Below are 21,166 nucleotides of genomic sequence, written 5' to 3'. Positions count from 1 at the left end.
GTGGCCGCCCCGAGGGTGCTCAGCTCGTACGCCTCTTCCTCGTCCGGAAGGCCGGGGACGTCGCTGTCGGACGGGGGCGTCGAGGGGGCCTCGGCCGGGCTCCGTGGGTCGTGCGGCACAGGAAGAACCGGCGGAGCGGTGTCGAGTGAGGACACGAGCTGCGTTTCCGGAGCCCGAGTCCGGGTGCTCATGGGCACTGGTGCCTCGTGACCGCTGTCGGACGGGTGCGTGCCAGGAGGGGAGACACGGCTTCGCCCGACAGGCGGCTCCGCGGACCGTTCCTCCTCGGGCTGCTGTTTCGGTGCGCCGGAGCGCTGCTCGGGGGCGGGAGGCGTCGTGCTGGTGTCCGCAGGCTTGGTATCCGGGGCGGAGGTCTCGAACGTCGGATCCGGCAGCGGGGTGGTGACCGGGGCCGGGGTGCCGGGCGGGAGTGCGGCGTGGAAGAAGTCTTCGGTGGCGAAGAGGACGGGGTCATGGGCAGGGGAGACGGCGGCCGGATCGAAGCCTCGGGGCAGGAAGACCTGCTCGTGGCCATGCTCGGTCACCACGGTGAGCGGGGTGCCCAGGACCCGGGCGGCGAGGGCGGGCAGCAGGTCGGCACCGCCGTGGGCGCCGGGGCGGCGGTCAGGCGGGGCGGGCTCACCGTCCGGGCGCTCGGCGCCGTCCTGCTGCGGCTCGCTCGCGAACGGGCGTGACAGAGCAGCTGTGGCAAGTGCCACCCGCTGCGCGGGGGTCGCCCAGAAGGTCTGTGGAAGACGGCCCAGCTCGTTGAACTCGGCCTGCTGCGCCGGCGTCAGCTGCACGCCGGCGGCGTCGAGTTCGCTTTGGGTGAAGGCGTCCGAGACATCCAGGGCGAGGGCGTCGAGCAAGTCCTCGTTGCCGTCCTCGCCCAGCGCCCAGGCGAGGCGCCTGCGGGCGGTGTCGACGGCCTCCGCGGTGACCTCCGGGTCGCCGGGGGTACTCGTGAAGCGCTCGGCCAGATCCGTGCCCAGCAGGTGGGGGAGCCGGCCGCGGTCCTGGGCGACCGCCAGCAGCGCATGGAAGAACGAGGCGCCGTCGTGCGGCACGGCGTGCACCTCGCGCACTGTCGCGCCGTCCGGCGAGGTGAGGGTGCGCGGGTCGGAGCCGGTGCCGTTGGTGACGGTGTACGGCTCCGGTGCCTCGGAGCGCCAGTCCGGCTCGGTGTACGTCTGCGGTTGGTTCGGCGGCCGTACCGAGACCGGATTCTGGTGGTGGGCGGTGAGACGGGAGGCGTAGAGATGCAGGCGGTGGTGGTCCTGGGCGGCGGCGTCGGTGCGCCGCTGCCAGCGGCGGACGTCCTCGCGGGCGGCCTGCCAGGTGGCGACGGCCGGGGACTGGGCGATGGCCTGTGGCAGGACGGTCGCCCGGTCCGGGTGGTCGTCGCCCAGTGCGGCCCGTTCCTCCGCGCTCATGTCGAGCCATGCCTCCCGAGCCCGTGCCCGGGCGTCGTAGTAGCTCCGCTCCGCCTTGGCGAGGTCCCCCACGGCGTTGGCCAGGCTGTCCCAGGCGGTGACGACGTCGTTGGGGAACGTGGTGTCGTCCAGGAGGCCGTAGTCGCGGGCCATGTCCTCGCGCAGCCAGACCAGGGCGGTCGTCTCGGCTTCGACGGCGCGCGGGCCGCGCTTCGGCTTGCCGAGCGCGTGCAGCGGGCGGCCGTCGGTGATGTGGTGGTCCACGTCTGCCACCGCCAGCCAGCTCACCGGCAGCGCGAAGAGCATGGTCCGGTCGGTGGCCACCTTGACGTGGGTGCCGAGCGTGGTGCTCGTGGTGCCGGTGGACGGGGTGCCATCGTTGGCCCCGCCGACCGGGACTGTGCCACCCGGGTTCAGCAGGCCTGCGTTGCCGGTGCTCACCAGCGGTGCCGTGCCCACCGTACCCTCGACGTTGTCGGTGGTACCCGCCGTCAGCGTGTTGGAGATCTTCTGTCGCTGCATGGCTTCCATGCGTGGTTTGTTCTCCACGGCGAGCAGCCGGGCCCCGCGGCGGTGCATCTTCGCGTAGAGGCGGGAGTCGGCGGTGTGGGACTGGCCCAGCAGGCGGGCGGACGTCTGCGTGGGCAGCGGCGAGCCGTTCGCGCTGAGCGCCTGGCGGAAGCCGGCGGTCAGGCCGATCTGCGTGGTGGCCTCCTGCTGGGTCTGGGCGGGTGTGGTGCCGAGGGCGGTGAGCGGGGTGAGCCGGGCCATGCGCACGCGTTCGGCAAGGGCATCGTTGACGTGCCGCTTGCCGAGGTCGCTGTCGCCGAACCCATCGGCGCGAGCGGTGGCAAGGGTCAGGGCGTCCTGGACGTTGGGCGCGCCGAGGATGTCCACGGCAAGGATGCCGGAGCCCGTGCGGTCGTCGAAGGGCAGGATGTCCGGGTCGGCGGGAGTGGCGGTGTCGCCGCTGTGGTGATCGCTGCTGCTGGAGGCACGCCATTCGGCTATGCCTTCCGGGCGGGCCTGGGAGGCGGTCAGCATCCGTACCGCGCGCTCGGGTTCCCCTATGTCCTGCTCGGTGAGCTTGCCATAATGTCCGTTGCCGTCCGGGGTGAGCAGGCCGGCCGGAACGAATTCGTTGAGGCTGCCGACCGGAACCGTGACTTCGTCGATGAGCGGCTCGCCGGTCCGGTCCGTCATGGTGACGGTGAGGGTGTAGCCGGTGACGATCTCGGCGTGCGTCTGGGTGGTGGCGACGTTCGGCATGGCAGTGCTGCCGGTGGTACGGGTCCGGGTACTCGACGCCTGCTCGGCCGCAGTGCTCTGAAGCGAGGGGTTGGCAGCGAGGGGGCCGCTGTCGGCCGTGCGCGCGCCGACCGCGGCCGTCAACTCTCCGCTGCGGTCCCGCGAGGAGACTTCTGCGTCATCACGTACGGAGTTGCGGTAGTCCTCCAGTTCGATGCCGGTCCGCAGCCTTTCCACAGTTGTGGTGACCGGGGTCAGCTTGAAGCGGACTTCGGCGGGGCTGCCGCCGACCGGCAGGTGGTGAGGGCTGTTCCACACGCGGAGGCGGACCGGTAGGGGCATTCCGTCGGTCGTCAACTCGTGCAGGTTGGCGCGGAGAAAGTCGGGGGAGAGTCGCTGAAGGATCTGCTCCCGGTCGGCTGAGGGGACATGGAACTTCTGCAGCCTGTCCGTCAGCGCCCGCGCTGCCCCGCTCGCGTCGAGTTGGCCGCTGGAATGGGTGGCGAAGCGGCGGCTGCGCAGGAAGGCGGGCACCCGGTAACCACCTCCGAGGTTACGCGGGGTGGTGCTGCCCATGCCGTCCGGAGCGAGCCCGGACTCGATGGCGTCCTGCATCGGTAGCTGGAACATCACCGCGTCGCGCAGGCGGTGCAGCGCGGCGGCAGCCCCGCGTGGGGTGAGAACACGTCCCAGCCGTTCGGAGAGCCGCCCTGCCGCGGCGCCGAGTGTGGCCCCGGCACGGGTGCCCACCGTGCCCAGCACGGCCGTCCAGCGGTCTCGCACCGAGATGGTCTCGACGACGTCGGCCACCACCAGGTACATGCGCCCGGAGAAGGTGAGAGTGGTATTGCGGCCCGGGGTGATGTTCCTGGAGACGGTGGTGGTCTTGCCCCAGTTGTACTGCAGTCCGGCCGTGTAGGAACCGATCACCGCCACACCGCCCTGGGCGGCCTGCTGAAGCGGGCGGTCGGCGCCCAGAACGCCTGCGGTGACGCGTGAGGCGGTGCTCTTCGTGGACTGGAGCCGGTGTTCGTTGCCGAGGGTTGCCTCCAAAGCGGCCGGCTTCGGGTCGCTCTTGACCCGCAGGTTGCGCAGTTCGCCGCGGATCGCGCCCCTCAGATAGTGGGTCTGGAGGGGGCCGGCGCCAACGAGTCCGGAGATACGGGAGCCGAACGGTCCCAGGTACTGACCGAGTTGCGCGGCGATACTGAGGTCCGCCACCGCACGGCGCAGTGCGGTGTGCGACGGGGCTCCTGGCATGCCGACATGCCAGGAGGTGCCCGACGCTCGGTCAGCCGTGTCCTGCATGAGCTGCTGACGCTGAGGTCCCCCCTCGACGCCTGCCACCACGTGCGGGGCGCTCAGCACCCTCCGGGTCAGTTGCCGGTCGGCGGAGTCGTCCACTGGCGGTCCGGTGCCGTCGATGAGCTGGTCCGCCTCGGTGGGGGAGAGCTGCTCCGGTTCGGGTGTGCGTGCCGGTTCGCCGGCCTGCTGGTCGGTGGGGGCGTGGCGGCTGGAGCCGTGCGCCGACGGCACCGCCAGATCCACCCGGCACACGGTCTCGCCCTCTTCGTCGAACAGCGCACTCTCCTCGATCCGGCTGACGAAGACACCAGCGCCGAGCAGACCGACCGAGGCGAACCGGGGAAACCTGCGCGGACGGCGGTGTCCCTCGACGGAGGCGCTCAGGCGTACCTCGTAGCTGTAGAGGTCGGCGCCGTTGTGGTACGACAGGTGGTCGTTGACCACCGCAAGGGTGTTCCGGGTGGCCTTCTGCCGGGTCCTGCCCCAGCGGGCACCCACCGCCACGCCGCCGGCTTGGCGCAGCAGCCCGGTTCCGGGCACCTTGTTGTGGTCGCGTGGTGAGATGCCCGCTTCGACACCGCCGGACAGGGTGCTGGACGTGTGCTGGCCCTGCCCGGAGACCTCGGTGCCGACCAACGCGTTGCGCAGGGAGCGTTCGCTCAGGGTGGTCTCGAACTGCCGATCGGTGAGCCGCGCACGCAGGATCAGGACGTAATGGCCACGGCGCACCTTGCCGTCCTCGGTGACGGAGACCGGCACTCCGGTGGTGGTCAGAACATCCAGACTCTGCTTCAGGGTGGGATGGTTCAGCGCCTCGCGTACCTGGCGGTCGTTGTACAGCGCGGTCCTCATCCGCCCGTCGCCGTACCAGAATCTGGCCAGCCGCGGGTGGCGCAGCATGAGGGGTGGTACGAACAGCGACGGGTACACGCGGTGAAGGGTGTCCAGTACGGCGTCCGCGAAGACCCGCAACGGATCCTGCGGACCGGTCTGCCCGTTCTGATCATGGTTCTGTGCCTGGTTTCGGCTCTGCTGGTTCAGCGCCGGGTCCTGGCTGCCGTCCGGCGCTGAGGTCTCGTTCGGTGCCGGGTTGTGTCGACGGACCGCGCGGAAGCCCTCCACGCGGACCTGACTGCCCAGGTGTATGGGGTCGTTTCGGGTGAGGTACCACGGCACCGGAGGCTCGGCGGCCGGGTCGGGTCCCGTCTGCCCGGGGATACGACCGTCCCAGCCCGCGAGCCGCCGCGCGTCCTGAGTGGAGATCCAGTCCAGGCTGACCACTCGGAGCGGGCGGGCCGCGGACGACGGCTCGCCGGCCTTGCGCACCATCAGGGTGCGTTCCACCCGGTACAGCGCGATCGGGTGATTGCGGACACGGCCGGTGATCTTACGAGCCGCTTCGCTGCCCAGGTGATGGCTCCGCCCGGTGCCGAAATCCCCGCGGATCAGCGGACCACCCTGGATGCGTACGTCCGTCTCCGGGCCGACGACGGTGCCGCCGGGACCGGAGGTCGTCTGCAGACCGAGTCGGGTTTCTCGGACGTGCGCACGCTGGTTCTGGTAGGTCGTCTGGGTGATTTCGCGCAGTTCGGACGTCACAGACTCGGTGACCAGGGTGGCCCGGTGCGGAATCGACCGCTCGATCACCAGGTGGCCCAACGGGCGCTGGCGGTGCCCCCGAGTGAGTTCGGGGCCGCTGACCGGTGCGGAGAACCGCCCGAAGAGGGAGAGCAGCCGTTGCGGCCGGACGTAGTCGACCAGCGTGTGGTGCGCGGAACTGCCAGGCCGGGCACCGGAGATGGCGAGCGCCAGTTCCTCCGGCGGGTCCGTCAGGTGCAGTCCGGCGGTTTCGGTGAGCCGTGGTTCCTCTCCGGCCGGGAAGGTGAGCTTCTTGGGCGCGCGCCGGGGTCCCGCGAAGGGCACCGTGAGGTCGGTGGGCAGTCGCCAGCTCAACCCATGCCGCATGGCGAACCCCTCGGAGTGCACCTGGCTGCGCACCCAGTCGGGGCCCGGTGAAGGTGCGCCGGGTGAAGTGTCCTGGCCAGTGGTCTGCGGGGCTCTGGTGACCCGGTCCACCCGCACCCGGTAGTAGACGTCGTCCAGGTACAGGCGGGAGCCATCCACGCCGCGATACTCGGACTGGTGGTAACCCTGGGTGCTCTGGTTGTAGTCGGTTCGGCGGGACCAGCCAAGGGAAACGCTGATTTTCAACAGCCAGTTGAGTGGTGTGCCCATACCCAGTGCGGCGGCGATCCTGCGGCCGGTGCCGACGCTGCGCGCGCCCTCGATACCGCTTTGGCCACGGTGCATGGTGTCCACCCGGACCGTGCCGTCCTTCACGTCGGAGATGGGCTCCCAGCGGTGGTAGGGGACAGCCTCGACCGTCATTTCGAGGCCGGTTCCCGACTTCTCACGGCCCACGAAGCGCGCCCCGCGCGGGGCGGTGAACGCAGAGGGCTGGTCGGTCAGCAGACCCAGCAGTTCCGCTTTGTCGAACCGGTCGCGCAGATTCTCCGGCACCTGCTTGAGGATCTCTTGCGCCACCTGCTCGGGGGAACGCAGGGTAAGGACCCCTGGGCCGGCGAACAGCCCCGCCGGCCGTGTTTCGTGCGCGGCGTCGTCCGGACGCCCATCGTCCGGGTCGGCGTCCGGATGGAGCAGGACGGTGGGCAGCCGGCTGCCGTCCTCGAAGGTGACGGTGCGTGGTGCCGGGCCCGGCGGCTGGACGTCCGGGCCAGTCAGCAGCTGGGCCGGACGGTTCCGCTCGAGCTGGGTTTCCGTCGGTACCGGGGCGTCCGGTTCGGGGCCGTACAGGCTGGGGGCGTCGGCCATGTCGCGCAGCCAGTCCCGGAAGAGGTCGCCCGGTTCGGGGGCGTACAGGCTGGGGGCGTCGGCCATGTCGCGCAGCCAGTCCCCGAAGGGGTCGCCCGGTTCGGGGCCTGAAGCCGCCGGGTCCGGCCCCGTGGCAGGAGCCTGGTGAGGCAGTGGGGCCAGGGCGCTGTAGTGATCGATGCCGTTGTAGTCCAGGTACAGGGTGCCGCCTCGGCCACCCGGGTTGAGCGCCAAGACGTGAGTGTTCCCCGGAGACTGCTGGTCGGGCGCGACGATCCGCACATCGAGATCGAGCGTGTGCGCCAGCCCTTGGGGAAGCAGATCGGCGAAGGGCGAGGACCACAGGCCGGGGAGCTCGGCCGACGCAGTGAGGAGTCCCCGGGTACCGAGTTGCCGCGCATCGGTGGGAGTGGGAGCGACGGCGGCGAGCTCCGGGTAGCTGCTGTCCCGGAGGATCCGCTTCCATTCGCCGGGGTCACCGTCGTTGACGACCGCTTCTGCGACCCGGTTCCAGTCATCCGTGATCCGCTGCCGCTCGCTGGGATCCTGTGCCCCGGTGAGGGCGCGCAGACGCAGGTCGTCGACCACGGCGAGCACGGGATCGGGGAGGGCCTCGTCCGCCACGGCGGCAAGTTCGGAGTCGTCGAGCCGGTCGCGCAGCAGGCGGCGCAGCCCGGCGATGTCACGCGCCGCCCACGCCGGTGGTATGTCCTGACTGCGCGCACTGTCGAGCAGGGCACGGAAGAGGCAGTTTCCGTCCCCGGGCGTGTCCCATCGCCGAAAGATGCTGCCGTCAGCGTGCACGGTGTGCACGGTGACGGGCACAGTGGTGCTCGTGCCCGGCGGGGCTGGGTCCCCGGCCAGGTTCTCCGGAGGGGACATCGCGGGTGCCAAGCCCTTGCGGCGGGCGAGCTCGGCGGTGTCCTCGGGGCTGAGAGCGAGCTCGGACAGCGGCAGGGGTGTGTGAGAGAGGGACCAGGTGATCTGCACCGAGGGCGCATACGTGAGATCGCGCACCTCCTCTGGCGAGACCAGGGTGTTCGGTGGAAGCACGGGCGGTGGCGGTGGAGGGGGCACCAGTCCGTCGAGGGTGGTCTCGGGTCCGGCGGTGGAGCGCAACTCGGCTGCCGCGCGCAGGAACTCCTTGTACTCCTCGACGGTGGGGCCGGCCGACGGGACGGAGGTGGCGTCTGCCGCCGTGGCGCCCTTGCGGTCGACGACCATGCGACGCAGCAGGTCCGGGGTCATCCGGCCATCGCCGTAGCGGGCCGCGGTGTGGGGGCTGAACCAGCGTCGGCTGTCCACGAAGGCGAGCCCGGCGAGCAGGTCCAGGTGCTCCGGCCGCTTCTCGGCGTCCGGGCCGAGGACCTCCCGCAGCGTGCGGACTTGCTGGAGCGTACGGGCCCGGACGAAGGGGTCAACTGGTTCCGGGCCCACGTGCAGGCCGATGTCGCGCGCGAGCCGGTCGAGGTCGGCACCGCTGGGTTCCGGGGTGAACAATCGCCACTGCCCAGGGCCGTCCTGGCCGTCGACGAGCACCGCGACGGTGTTGCCGTCCGCGTCCCGGGCAGTGCCCACCTTGCTGGTCGGTGCCCACACCGACTGGCCGGTCTGGTTCGACACGTGCTGTGCCAGCGGCAGCCCCGCCACCTGCGGCTGTTGCCCGGCTTCGCAGGAGTACAGCACCAGTGGCCGGTCCACGCCGAGGTGCTGGATCACTTTGCCCAGCTGCACTCCACTGACGGTCACGGTGGGGTACGCCGGGTCGGTGCTTCCGAGCCCGGCCCAACGGGAGGTGCCGTGCGTCACCGCGTACTGGGCGCCCAGCTCGGTGTCCAAGCCGGGGAGGGCCGTCGGAGGGCCGGTGAACACGGCCTTCTGCGACGCCGGGGAGCCGGAAGCTGAGGTGATGCGTACATGGCGGAACGTGGATGTGCCGAGCAACTCGCGGCGTTTCGCGTTTTGGGGTGTACCGTCCTCGGCCGGGCTCTGGGAGATGATCAGCGCATTCACAGCACCGCTTGGTGGGGAGCTTGCGGTGTCCGCCGCCCAGAGTCTCAGCTGCGCGATGGGTACGGTGTGGCCGTCCAGGGCGGTGACGACCGGATCGCCCGGTGGTTGCGCAGGGCCGCCCTTCTTGTCGTCGACGGTGCTGTTGCGCTCCGCGGGCCGCACGGTGATCCGCCCCGAAGTGGAGGTCACGCTTGGCTTCGTCAGGGGCCCGGACGGAACGGTGGGCACGGGCGTGGCCGGGGTGCTGTCGGTCTCCGGGCCGGGCCTGTCGGCGCTGCTCCTTTCGCCCGTGCTGCCTGCTCCGTCGGACCCAGCGGAGTTGTTTCCGGGAGCGCTCACGCCGGTTGTGTCGTCGGTGCCGTGGCCCGACTCCAGGTACAGGTCGGTAGCCGGTTCGTCCCAGGGCTGAGAGAGCGTGAGGTGCTTGAGGGAGGAAGGCTCACCGGCCGGTGGGGAAACCGGGGCGGTTCCACCGTCGTGCACCGGAGGCGTCGTGACGAACGGCGTCTTCGGGGGCGTGGCGGGAGGGGCGGGCGGGTCGCCGTGGTGGGTTCCGGTGCTCTGGATGGCGGGTCGGGTCTCCGGTGCGGGGGGTGCGCCGAGGGCGTCGGCGAGCGGAAGCAGCACATCCGCATCAGGGAACGCGGTGTCGGCGGAGCCCCGAGTGGTGTCCTCGCTCCCCGGAGAGGCCGTGCCGAGGTCCGTCGTGGCGACGTCCGTGTCACCGGTGTCCGGTGACACGACGGACAGTGGGCCACTGAGCGGACGGACCTTGACCGGAGCGCCTGGCGCATCCCGGGTCAGCTCGACGGCCGCGCGCACCGGTCGCCCGGCCCCGTCCGGTGTGATCGCCGGTCCGAGTACCACCGCTCGGTCGGTTCCGGCTTTGTCGAGCAGTTCGGCCGCTTCCGGTGTGCCCTCCACCGATGGTGGCATGTCCGAAACCACGATTGTCAGCGGTGAGGCGGGGGTGGGCGGGGGGTTTTGGGCTGACGGGGTGGCTTCCCGGCCGCTGATGGTGTGGGTGCCGGTCCTCGGTGGGTCGGTGGTGACGCCGGCGGGTGGCGTGTGAGGGCTGCCCGCGGGGACGTCCGAAGTGTCCCGGGGCGTGGAGGGGGTGTCGGTGTGCGGTTGCGTGGGGGTGGTGTGCGAGGTTCGAGTCGTGTCCGGGGGCTGGGCGGTGACCGGTTCGGTGGTGCCCTCGGGATGGTCCGTCGTGTTCCCGGCGGGGCTCGTGGGAGTGCCGGCCGTGGGCTGTGTGCTGTCGCCGGGTGGGAACGAAGCGGTGAGAGGTGTGGGGCTCCGTGTGAGTGGGGTGTTGTCGGGGGCGGGGGTGCTGCCCGTGACGGGGTGGTTGTCGGTGAGTGGGGTGTTGTCGGGGGCGGGGGTGCTGCCCGTGACGGGGTGGTTGTCGGTGAGTGGGGTGTTGTCGAGGGCCGGGGTGCTTCTCGTGACGGGGTGGTTGCCCGTGAGCGGGACGCTGTCCCCGATCGGTGTGCTCTGCGTGATCGGTGTGTTCTCGATGGCCGGAGCGACCGTGACTGGGGTGCCGAGGCTGTCGAGGAGATGGCTGATCCAGTCGGCGTCGGTCCGGGTCGTGGGGCTGGTGCCGATCGGCACCAGCCGGATCTCGGGTCGCCCGGACAGGCTGCTGTGCAGGGTGTCCCGGATCTCGATCTCGGCACTGCTGGGGGGCTGGGAGCCGCGGATGTCCGTGAGCTCGCGCAGTGCCCGTTCCCGGACCTCCGCCGGGCCCTGGTGGACCTGCTGCCACAGATCGCTCTCGAGGGGAGTGACGGTGCCGGGGGAGGACAGCGAAGGCACCTCGTCCGATCCCGGAGGGTACGCCGAGTGGACCGGGGGCCGGGCGAGCGGGGAGCCGCCACCCACGATCTGCGTGTCCGGCGAACTGCCGTCCGGGGCGTTCGTCAGCGGGGAGCCGTCGGTGGGCTCCTGACGGGTGGGACCGCTGTCGCCGCGGGAGACGGTGGGTGGTGGCTGGTGACGCAGTTTGTCGATCGTGTGGCGTAGCTCGGCGCCACTGTTCAGAGCGGTGTCGCTGAGGGTGGACTCGACCTGGCTGCTGACGCCCGCGCCGACGAACGTGGACCAGCTGAAGGACCATTTACCGTCGAAGGCACCCTTGATCACGTACTCCGCCAGTGCCTCGCCGGCACCGGCGGCGACGAAATCGGTCGCGCCCTTGAGACCGTAATGGACGGCCAGCGCGCCGGGCCGGTCGGCGTTGTCGCGTATCAGCTGGTTGTTACGCCACAGGTCGGAGTTGTTCCGGAACGACAGCGGGTCGTCCCGGAACGTCAGCGGCGACTTCCTCTCAGCGCCGGAGCCGTTCGCGGACGGACCGGCGCCGTCCGGTCCCAGCTTGGGATCCGGTCGCACATCGGTGCCGAACTTGGGATCCGGTCGCACATCCGGTCCCAGCTCGGGATCCGGGCCGCGTGGGGGACGCGGGCCGCCGTCCCAGAGGGCGACCTTGTTCTGCAGATTCGGGGGGTCCTTGAAGCCGAGGTCCGGGCCGTGCTTGAGGAAGTCGTTGTCGAAGCTCTTGACGATGTTCCTGGCCCAGTTGTCGAAGATGCTGGTGAAGGCGCCCGCGGCTGCGCCGAACGCGGCGGACTTCAGGATGTCGTTCCAGTCGATGCCGTCGGGACGACGGCCGTCCGGGGCGAAGTTCATCATCGCCAGCCGCACCGCGAATGTGGTGAACGCCTCCTGGAAAGCCTCCGACAGCGAGGGCAACACATGGAAACGCTGCAGCAGTTGACTCATGATGAGCAAGATCCTCAACCGGCTGCGCAGCCTGGCCAGCAAGATCTGACTCGCCGAGACACCACCCGTGAAGAACGACAGCGCCAGCAGAAAGGCGATCTGGGCCATCAGCAGCACGACCTCGGCGATCATTTGCCACTTCGCCTCCATGATGTCCATGGAAGTCTTCCGCCGGCCCTCAGCGATCTGATCGAGCTGACCAGCGAAATCGATCAAAGGGTTCTTGCCCCCGTCGTCGATGAGCGACCTCACGGCATCCGAGTACGCGCGTGCCACATCATCCGGAAGCGCACCGGCAATATCGTGAACCGACCTGGCGATGAGCCCGGCGAGCTTCTCCAGCTTCCGGCCCAGTCCCGAGTAGTCCTGACGGCTCGCATAGGCGAGGTCCTCGTCGGCGTCGAGCCAGCGCTCCCCTGTCAGAGCCCAGAGAAAGTCCTTGAGTGAATCGGAAGGATCGAGACTCACCGCACCAGCACCCCGAGATCAGCGACGGCCATGACGGCCCAACCCCCCGTCACCACCCAAACCAGACGCGCCGATACGACTGTTTCGCTGCTCAAGCTCCTCAATATGAAGATCCCGCGTGGTCTTCATCATCTCGACCTGGCGAAGCGTGGCATCCGTGATGCCCACCAGAGCGTCACGGATGGCCATCAGGGTGGCCTTCGTGGTCTCCCGCTCCTTCTGTTCCTGCGGCCTGGCCTTCGCCGCGAACTCACCTTCCGTTCCCGGCCACCGAATCGTTCTGGCCTGGTCGTCGAGGAACTCCTCGGTCATGTTCCCCGCCAGCGAGGCGATCTCCTCCAACTGCCGGGTCAGAGCCTCGATACGCTGCGGATCAACGTGGTACCGCTGCCCCACCGTCAGTCCTCCCCGTCCTCACCCAGCGCATCCCGCCACACCGGAACAGCACGCCCCTGGTCCGGCCTGTCGTCGTCCTCACGCAGTACCTCCGGACCGAAGATCTTCTCCCAGTCCACCTCGAAGCCCTTCAGCTCCGGCACATCCGCGCTCGGCTCGGTGAAAGGCGCCATCGCCCTCATCACATGCCGGTTCATCTTCAAACGCGCGTCCTTCGCCGCCTCCAGCACACTGGCGGCCAACTCCTGCGCCGACATGTCCCGGTACTTCTTCTCCAGAAACTCGATCCCGGCCAGCTCACCCTGCGACCCCACAGTGACCCGGACAGCACGATCGGAAGACACCACCGCGAACGACGCCTCCCGCAACTCCCGCTCCGTACGCGCCACCGCCTCCTGAACCGCCTCCAGCTCAGCCATCGCCTTCTCCAACCGCTTCTCCAACGGCTCCGCCACGCCCGCTCTCCTTCTCATGCCGCTCCTGTCGCGGTTGTCCTGCCGGAGCTCCCGGCCGTCAGCGCCCGATGACGGCCGGAGTGCCGCCCTCCTCGGTGCCCCACACGTCCGTCTCCTCCTCCAGGTAGTCGGCGGAACTGGTGGGCCGGCGTCCCGGCTGCTCCTCGTCCGCGGAATGACCCCCGGTGGTCGGTACCCGCGAGGCCGGAGCCAGGAAGGTGTCGTCGTCCTCCTGGCGGTTCCACGGGCCGCGTCGGCGGCGGCTGCGCCGCTCGCTCTCCTCCAACGTGTCGACCAGGACAGCACGCACCCGTTCACCGTTGCCCTTGTCGCCGCCCCCGCCCATACCGCCGCCCATCGGCATGCCGGGAGTACCGGGAGTACCCGGAATACCGGGCGCGCCTGGCACGGCGGGGAAACCGAGACCGGAGCCGGCAGCCCCCACGGGGGGTGCCGCACTGGTCGCGGCGAAGGCGCCAGTGGCCAGGACATCACTGTTCCCGCCCCCGCCGGCGAGACCGGCGCCACCGTGGCTCGGCCCAGCCACTGGCACATCGCGACGATCGATGCCGTCTCCACCGTTCCCATTCAGGCCGCCCGGCGAGCCGAGGTTGTCGGGGAGGTTGATGCCGTCGGGCAGGTGGATGGGCTGGGTGGGGCGGTCGGGGAGGTTGATGCCGTCGGGCAGGTCGATCGGCCGTTCGGGGCGGTCGGGCAGTCCCGGGCTGTCGAGCTGGTCCGGCCTGTCGCTGCCCCGCGGCGAGTTGAGCTCGCCCAGATCCACCGTCCTGGTGTTGCCCTGGGGATCGGTGACGGTGACGATGCCGGTCTCCGGGTCGAGGACCTGCTTGCTGCCGTCGGGGAAGCTCGTCACCAGGCGGCCGTTGTCGAGCATGGTGGTGGAGCCGTCCGGGTTGGTCACCTTGGCCCCATGGGTGAGGTCGGTGATCGTGGTGGTGCCGTCCGGGCGGGTGGTGGTGAGCGCCCCGGTGTCCGGGTCGAACGTGGCGCGGCTGCCGTCCTGATACCTGGTGGTGAAGTCGCCCTCTTCGAGGGCCGTGCGACCTCCAGTCGGCGTCTCCAGGCCGGCAAGGTCGCCCGGGGTGCCCAGGCCGTTGCGGCCGTTGAGGTTGCCCAGGTCGCCGAGCTTCTCGGTGGTCGTGGTGCCGTCGGGGCGGGTGGTGACCGTTTCGCCGGTCGTGGGATCGACGGTCCGGGTGGTGCCGTCGGGGTACGTGGTGGTCAGCTTGCCGTCGTCGTCGAGGACGGTGGTGGAGCCGTCCGGGTTGGTCACCTTGGCCCCGTGGGTGAGGTCGGTCACCGTGGTGGTGCCGTCCGGACGGGTGGTGGCGAGTGCCCCGGTGTCAGGGTCGAAGACGCTGCGGCTGCCGTCCGGGAAGGCCGAGGCGATCCTGCCGTCGTCGAGCCGCCCGAGGTCGCCGGCCGCGCCCCGGTTCAGCCTTCCGGGGCTGCCGAGGGGTGTGCCGAGTGGTGCCAGGTGGGCGGCTTGCAGGGGCCCGTTGTGGTTGGGTGATCCGTTGAGGTTGCCGAGATCGCCAAGGGACTTGTTGACCGTGTCGGGGTCGCCGGGGCCGCCGGGGCTGCCCAGGTTCTTGGGGATGTCGCCGAGTGGTGCCAGGCGTGCGGAGTCGTTGGGGTTGGGTGATCCGTTGAGGTTGCCGAGATCGCCAAGGGACTTGTTGACCGTGTCGGGGTCGCCGGGGCCGCCGGGGCCGCCCAGGTTCTTGGGAATGTCGCCGAGTGGTGCCGGGCGGGCGGAGCCGTCAAGGTCGGTGGGCTTGCGGGTCGGCCCGTTCTGTATGTGAACCCCGTAGTTCTGGTCCGGTCGTCCGCCGGGGTTGTTCGGCCCGTTCAGCAAGTCTTCCAGACTGATGGGTCCATTCGGCCCGTTCAGAGTGAGGGGTCCGTCGGCTCCCTTACCGGTCGTGCTGGTGGTCCTCGGCTTGGGATGATTGCCCGAGAAGTCCTTGCTGAGGTCGAGAAAGTGGTTGTTCAGGTTGGACTGCACCCGGGCGGCCGGCGTGCCCAGGTATGCGTCGATGCCGTGGTGCCATATCTCGACCGCTTTGTCGCCGACCTTGGCCCAGTTCGCGATGTCGGCCAGGTCGCCGTACTCCGGGTGTACCGAGGTGAAGCCAGGACGGGGCTTGTGAACGACGACCGTGCGGGGCCCGGCCTCCAATTCTGTCCTCAATATGTTGTTCTCATCCACCCACCGGCCAAGCTCGTCAAGGACGTAGCGCAGGACCTGGTGCGGGTCGTAATATGGCGATTTGGCCCATGCAAGCCATGCCTCCAGCAGTGCGTTGGCGGAGTCCGTCAGGTACTTGCGAGCCAGGGACAGGGCACGTGAGTACACCGTGTTGCCGGTGCCTGCCCCGCCGTCCGGACCGGCCGGGGAGTCGAAGGTCTCGACGTAGCCGTCGTAGTTGTCGCGGATCTTCTCCAGCAGGTCGCGGAAGACGTTCGCCGCCGCGCCCTTCCAGCTGGCGTCGTCCTTGCCGAAGCGGTCCTCCCAGTCCTTCAGCACCACGGCGTGGTCCTTGAAGAACTTGGCGGCGAAGTCGAAGGATTCCCCGGCGGTGTTCAAGGAGTTCAGGTCCACCACGTCACCCGGGGGCACCCCCAGGTCGCTGAACCGGACATTCTCGGTGCTGCCGTCCAGCAGAGCGAGGAGCGCCGCCCGGGGCCCGTTCATGTACCTGGCGAGCGGGACGGTGCTCATTGAATCCTTGTGGTAATCCTTGAACTCATTGCCCTCGCGGACGGTCGCGTCGCGGACGTTGTCGGAGCCGGGGTTCTCGAAGTGGATCTCGTTGCCGACCTTCACGCGGCCCTCGAAGACGATCCGGGCCTGCATGATCTTGTCGTCCTTGCCGCCTTTGAAGAACCAGATCGCGTAGTCCTCGCCCTCGGTCGTCAGGAAGCCCGAGTCGAGGGATTGACCCAGATTTCGTTCCGTGATCTCCATCCGGAAGAGCTTGCCGCCGTGGCTGGAGCGGAGGTCGTCGAAGACGGTTTTACGGTCCGGTACCGGGTAGCCGGTGAGGTGGCGCACCAGGTCGGCCCAAGTGTCGGCTTGCACGTCGCCGGCGTTGTCGAACTTGTTGACGTTGTCCTTGGAGTTGGGATCGTACCGGTCGACCACCGCGCACCCCTCTCTGGTCGGTGTGATTCCCTTTGGCGTGCCGCCGTCTCACGCGAGGCGTAGCAGCTGATGCCGTCACATGAGCGTGCCGGGCGTCCGGCTCAGGCCGGTGCACACGGAAGAGGAGGCTACGAGCCGGTTTTCGGCACGTTGGGCGTGCTGCCCGTCGGCGCGGCGATGCCGCCGCCGGTGAGCGCGTACACCTCGTTGAAGGTCTGGCGCAGAAGCTGCGCGTTGATCGCGTCCAGGTTCTTGCCCTTGGTCTTGTTGGCATCGTCAATGGTCTCGGTGAGAGCTTCCAGCATCTCCTTGAAGAGATCCATCTGGCTGCCGAGAAGTGTGTCGAGGGCCGTGGCCGCGTTCTTGACCTGAGTGACCAGGGTGTGCCCCGACACAACATGATCCAGATCTGCTTTGGCCATCCTGCCGAGGCGGAGAAGCTGTGTGTTCTTGTCGAGGTTCTCCGGGGTGGTATGCCCGTCGGTAAGGTGGCCGAGCGGGCGGATGTTGGCTCCGTCGCCCTCCTCGCGGTGCTTCTTCGCGGCGGCGTACACCGGCTGCACCTCGTGATCCCGGAAGTTCTCCATCTGCTTGAGATCAAAATGCCTGACGTCGGCCTTCTCGCCGGCCATGGGACGCCTCCTGACGCTCGGTGCGGGACGGGGGGATGGGGTGGCGGGGCGACGCGCCGAACGCGGACGGTGGCCGGAACGTGGGAGGACCCGGCCGGCCGGAGAGCCGGCCGGGTCGGCACAGGCGCAGGCCCGGGGTCGGCCGACGCACCGTGGTCAAGCGGGGGAGACACTCCCCCAGTTGTTCGCGCTGTTCCTCTCGTCGCGGGAGTGGTTGTCGTGGATGAGGCTGACCAGCTCGCTGCTGTCGCCGAGGAGCACGGCCATGTTCTTGCACGCCTGGTCCCACTTGCTCTGGACCTGGATGTACATGGTCTGGTCGTCACCCTCCCAGGACCTGACGAGCGGCTGCAGCTCGTCCTCCAGGACGTTGAGGGTGTTGATGATCTGCCGGGTCTGGCCTGCCAACTCCTCGATGGCGTTCCTGACCAGGGGGTACTGCAGGTCGATGATGCCGTCGGCCATGATGTCTCCTTTCCGTGGCCGGGCGCCGGGGCCCGGGAAGGGTGCGGGGTCAGCGCAGCGCGTTGAAGACGCCCTGGCTGGTCTTGCTGTTGAGGACCTCGATCAGGTCCTGGTTCTCCTTCGCCAGACGGTTGGCGGAGACCACGTTCTCCTGGAGCGCGTCGATCATCTTGCTGATCTGGACGACCACTGTCTGCGCCTCCGCGTTCCAGCTCCGGAAGAGCTTCAGCAGGACCTGGCCCTCGTCACCTCCCACGCCCGAACGCGCGGCGATCTCAGCGACGTTCTGCTGGATCCTCTCGACCTGGCTCCGGGCGGACTCCAGGGAGGAGACGCCTCCCAAGCCCTTGGCATAGTCCGCTCTCCTTGCGTCTGCCATATCACGTTCCCTTCGTTCAGGTGAGTGCGTCGCATCCTGGTCGTGCGAGGCTAAAGAAGAATCAGTGCACGGCGCAACGCGTGGGATGGGGAATTTGAGTATCCCTCAGCAACAGAAACCCTTGTACCGCAGGGACGTTGCTCAAATGTTGCAGTCGGATCGACATGCCGCCCCCGGCCATTCTTCCGGCCGGTGAAACGGTCGGAGGTCCGGCCCGGCAGGTGGGTCCAACGGGCAGACGGACCGGTTTCCGGTCAAAAGGAAATCCGGCCCGTGGAGGGCAGGGGCCGGCGGAACGTCCTCCCGTATTTGAGGTTTCCACCGCATCCGGCGCAGTGACGGCCCGCGTCGGTGCACACCGTTGGCGCCGCATACGTATGACGTTCACCAGGTCGCCCCGTACCTTTCCTTCCTACCGGGACCGGGTGCCGCATTCCGGGGCTGTGGCCCTGGGTTTCGCGGCACCTGCGGCGGCGGCCGGGTCGAGGTCCGTGCCGGTCGGGAGCATCGCGAGCAGCGGTGCCGGAACCGAGGCGATGTCGGCGGGCCCGTACCCCAGCGCCTGCTGCGAGTCCTTGTCGGGAAGGCGGTACTTCACGCCGTTCTCCGCCACCAGATAGATGGTCCCGGCATGCGCGGCTCCGCTCGCGTGCAGGGCGCGTACCAGCGCGCCGCGGCCCGGCCGTACCACCGTGGCGTCCGCCGGGACACAGGCCGGCTCCAACGGCCCTGCGGTTCCTTCCGACACGGTGACCGGGGCCAGCCGGCTCAGCGGGACGAACCCCGAACTGATCCTGACCCCGCCGCTGTCGCCGTCCACCTGCGCGCACAGCGCGTCACCGCGCTCGACGGACCGGGGGGCGGGCGGCTCGTCCGGCAGCTGTGCGGAGTCGTCCCTTCCCGGGTCCTTCGCCCGGTGCTCCCGCAGCGCGTCCGCGCCCACCGTGCGGACCTTGGGCGACCGCCCCTGATAGGCGTCCTCCTGAGTGGCGGGGTCGCCCAGCACCAGGGCGGCACCCAGCTGGGTCAGGGGTACCAGCCCGTCCTCGCGCAGCAGGTGATAGCTGTTGTCACCGCCGGGCACGCTCACCTGGAACACCTGACCGACCCGGGTTTCCTCACCGCCGAGCCGAGGCCCCTCCTCGCCGCGACCCGGCACCGCGGGCGGGCGCAGGACGGGGCCGGGCGCCAGCGCGTCCAGGAAAGCCGCCGAGACCGGAATCGGCCGCTGTGAACTGTAACCGAGCGCGTTGCGGGCGTCGGAGGCGCGGTCCAGGGGCAGTCTGCTGCCCCGCCACACCAGGTAGTCGGTGCGGTCCGGGCCGCGTACCAGTACCCCGTGGTCGCCACCGATGTCGCGGTATCCCACAGGTGCCCCCACCACGACGGTGGTGGCCCCCGGCTTGTCCACCCCGGTGCGTGCCGCCGCCCCGGAGGTGTCGGGCAGCGGTCCGTCCGGCCCGGTGACGCACACGTGCCAGGCGCCGGCATCGAGGCTGCCCGGCTCCGGAACGGTGTCCGGGGCACCGGGCAGGCCGACCGGGGCGCCCACCGGGACGTCCCGCAGGGAGGCGGTGCGGACATCCGCGGTGGGCAGATCGGAGCCGCCGATCAGCCTCGCCGAGGCGTAGTTGCGCACCGGATGAAGTACGCCGTCGGTGCCGGTCCACAGATACCGGGCGCCGGTGTCACGGTTGACGACCAGGTGTTCACTGTCGCGCCAACCGTCGTTCCCGCCGGGGCGCAGCAGGCCGTAGACGGCGGTTCCCGCACCGATCAGCAAAGTGACCAGCACGCCGAACACGACACCGCGCGTGGTGCGTCCGAGCGGGCTCTCCGGGGCGTCCGGATCGGCCGTCAGCAGGCCCGAACTGAGCCTGCCCATCATGAAAGTGTGGGCGTGAACCTGGTCTCGTTTGGACTGCACGGCCTTTCCTCAACTCCTCTTCCGTGTCCCAGTGCAGGGGGTGCTCAGCCGAACAGGCCGCGCAGCCAGCCGAAGAACCCGGCCACCCAGAGGGCGAGCGGAAGTAGCGCGACGGCCAAGCCGGTGTGCGCCACCTCTGCCGCACGGCCCCAGTACGGCAGCACACGGCGGCCGGGCACCGTCCACGAAGCGATCACGAGTCCGGCCGCGGCGGCGAGCAGCGCCGCGAAGACCACCAGACGTCCGTCACCGTCGCTGGCCGTCGTCCAGGCGCGGGCAAGCAGCAGCAGCCCCCAGACACCGGGCACGGCCAGCGTCAGCCGCTGCCCGATGTGGACCAGGCCGCGGCTGTGCAGAAGCAGCAGCAGACTCAGCGCAAGGGAGGTCAGCACCTCGGGCAGGCTGGGATGCTCGGTGAGGACGATCAGGCCGGCCGCGGCGGTGGTACCGGTGGCGGCGAAGAGCGCGGTGACCCAGCCCCCGGCCAACTCGGTGCGCTCCGCCACCTCGTCGCCCGCATAGGGTTCGATGCCCTCCTGGAGCTGACCGGCGGTGGACGGCAGCGCGGGCATCCGCATCCCCGCCAGCTTGAAGGCGAGCGGCGCCACCGCTCCGGCGGCGAGCACGACCGCCGTGACCACCAGGGCCACCGTGGCCGGCGCCTCCAGATCGGTGTACGCCATGAGAGCGCCGGTGACCGCGGCCGCGCCCGAGACCACCGCGGTGGCCAGCAGACCCGGGGCGCCGACCGCGGTGGCGGCGAGTGCTAGGACGGCGCCGCCGGCCCCTGCCGCGCCCGCCGCGAACAGCCGCGCGCCCGCGACGCGCACCGCGTCCGGGCCGCTCAGGTCTCCACCCAGCAGCAGCCAGCCTGCCAGGGCCAGGCAGGGGGCGACCAGCAGCCCGAGTGCCGTCGCCGAGAGGCGGTCGCCGACGGCGCGGCCGGCCGTGGCCGCGCCCGCCAGCAGCAACAGCCCGGTCACGGCGGCGCAGACGGCCTGGGAGAGTCCGGAGCCGGTCGTCCACGGTCCGGTCACGAGCACCAGGGTGGCCAGCACGGTGGCCACCGCGGTGCCCAGCAACAACCCGCGGGCCGCTGCGGGCCGCCAGGTGTGCAGCCGTCTGGCCGCGGTGTCGGCTATCCCGTCGACCAGGTCGTCCAGTCGCGCCTCGGGCAGCGCTTCGGTGTGGGGACGCAGATGGAGCACCGCGCCGTCGCTCAGCCCGGCGTGGGCAAGGGTGGTCTCCTCGTCGAGCGGGGCGTCGCCGAGCCGCTGGAGCACCCAGCCGGCGTGGTCGAGTCCGGTCTCCTCGGCCTCCTCACCGATGTAGCGCAGCAGTGTGGGCAGGAGATCGGCGACCGGCACGTCGGCGGGTACCGCCAGATCGACGGAGACGTTCGGCGCACGTACGGTCAGGCGGCACAGAGCGGCCACCGCGCTGTCGGTCATCAGCTGAACTCTCGTCTTCGTGGAAGCTGAGGCAGGGAGGACTTTCCCCGAGGCGGGGACGTACGAAGAGTACGGAAGACGCGCGCGGCAAGAAACCCGCGGCCGGACCGGGAAAATGGCTTCGCCAGGACCGGCGACCGAAGTCCCGCATGGACAGGTCGCGTTTCCTGAATGCACACTACTGCCTGTGTCCGCCGGACCGT

9 protein-coding genes are annotated in these 21,166 nt (G+C 69.9%); all 9 read right to left on the bottom strand.

All coding sequences use genetic code 11. The features are described 5' to 3' along the window. The coding region (locus BU52_RS29130) for a WXG100-like domain-containing protein (RefSeq protein WP_456154828.1) at positions 1-12,089 on the bottom strand (12,089 nt) is incomplete at its 3' end. An 18-nt stretch (positions 12,090-12,107) separates the two neighbouring features. Continuing rightward, the gene (locus tag BU52_RS29125) at positions 12,108-12,485 is read right to left on the bottom strand and encodes a hypothetical protein (RefSeq protein WP_037940045.1); all 378 of its coding nucleotides are present in this window, start codon (positions 12,483-12,485) and stop codon (positions 12,108-12,110) included. Between the two features lie 2 nt (positions 12,486-12,487). Beyond that, positions 12,488-12,940, bottom strand: coding sequence for a YbaB/EbfC family nucleoid-associated protein (locus BU52_RS29120; protein ID WP_037940043.1), 453 nt, complete (start codon positions 12,938-12,940; stop codon positions 12,488-12,490). 58 nt (positions 12,941-12,998) lie between these two features. Continuing rightward, complete coding sequence (locus BU52_RS35085; RefSeq protein WP_037940042.1) at positions 12,999-16,109, bottom strand: AAWKG family protein; 3,111 nt, start codon at positions 16,107-16,109, stop codon at positions 12,999-13,001. Positions 16,110-16,237: 128 nt separating this feature from the next. Further along, on the bottom strand, positions 16,238-16,741 hold the full coding sequence (locus tag BU52_RS29110) for a type VII secretion system-associated protein (RefSeq protein WP_037940039.1): 504 nt from the start codon (positions 16,739-16,741) through the stop codon (positions 16,238-16,240). 156 nt (positions 16,742-16,897) lie between these two features. Beyond that, on the bottom strand, positions 16,898-17,206 hold the full coding sequence (locus BU52_RS29105) for a WXG100 family type VII secretion target (RefSeq protein WP_037940037.1): 309 nt from the start codon (positions 17,204-17,206) through the stop codon (positions 16,898-16,900). 49 nt (positions 17,207-17,255) lie between these two features. Then, a complete protein-coding gene (locus tag BU52_RS29100) occupies positions 17,256-17,585 on the bottom strand; it encodes a hypothetical protein (protein WP_037940035.1) in 330 nt (109 codons plus the stop codon). Between the two features lie 412 nt (positions 17,586-17,997). After that, the gene (eccB, locus tag BU52_RS29095) at positions 17,998-19,512 is read right to left on the bottom strand and encodes a type VII secretion protein EccB (protein WP_037940033.1); all 1,515 of its coding nucleotides are present in this window, start codon (positions 19,510-19,512) and stop codon (positions 17,998-18,000) included. 44 nt (positions 19,513-19,556) lie between these two features. Continuing rightward, on the bottom strand, positions 19,557-20,963 hold the full coding sequence (eccD, locus tag BU52_RS29090; RefSeq protein ID WP_037940031.1) for a type VII secretion integral membrane protein EccD: 1,407 nt from the start codon (positions 20,961-20,963) through the stop codon (positions 19,557-19,559). Positions 20,964-21,166: the final 203 nt, after the last annotated feature.

The organism is Streptomyces toyocaensis (genome assembly GCF_000725125.1).
Taxonomy (GTDB): Bacteria; Actinomycetota; Actinomycetes; order Streptomycetales; family Streptomycetaceae; genus Streptomyces; species Streptomyces toyocaensis.
Note: the sequence above shows the minus strand (reverse complement) of the source record. Positions and strands in the feature narration are given on the sequence as shown.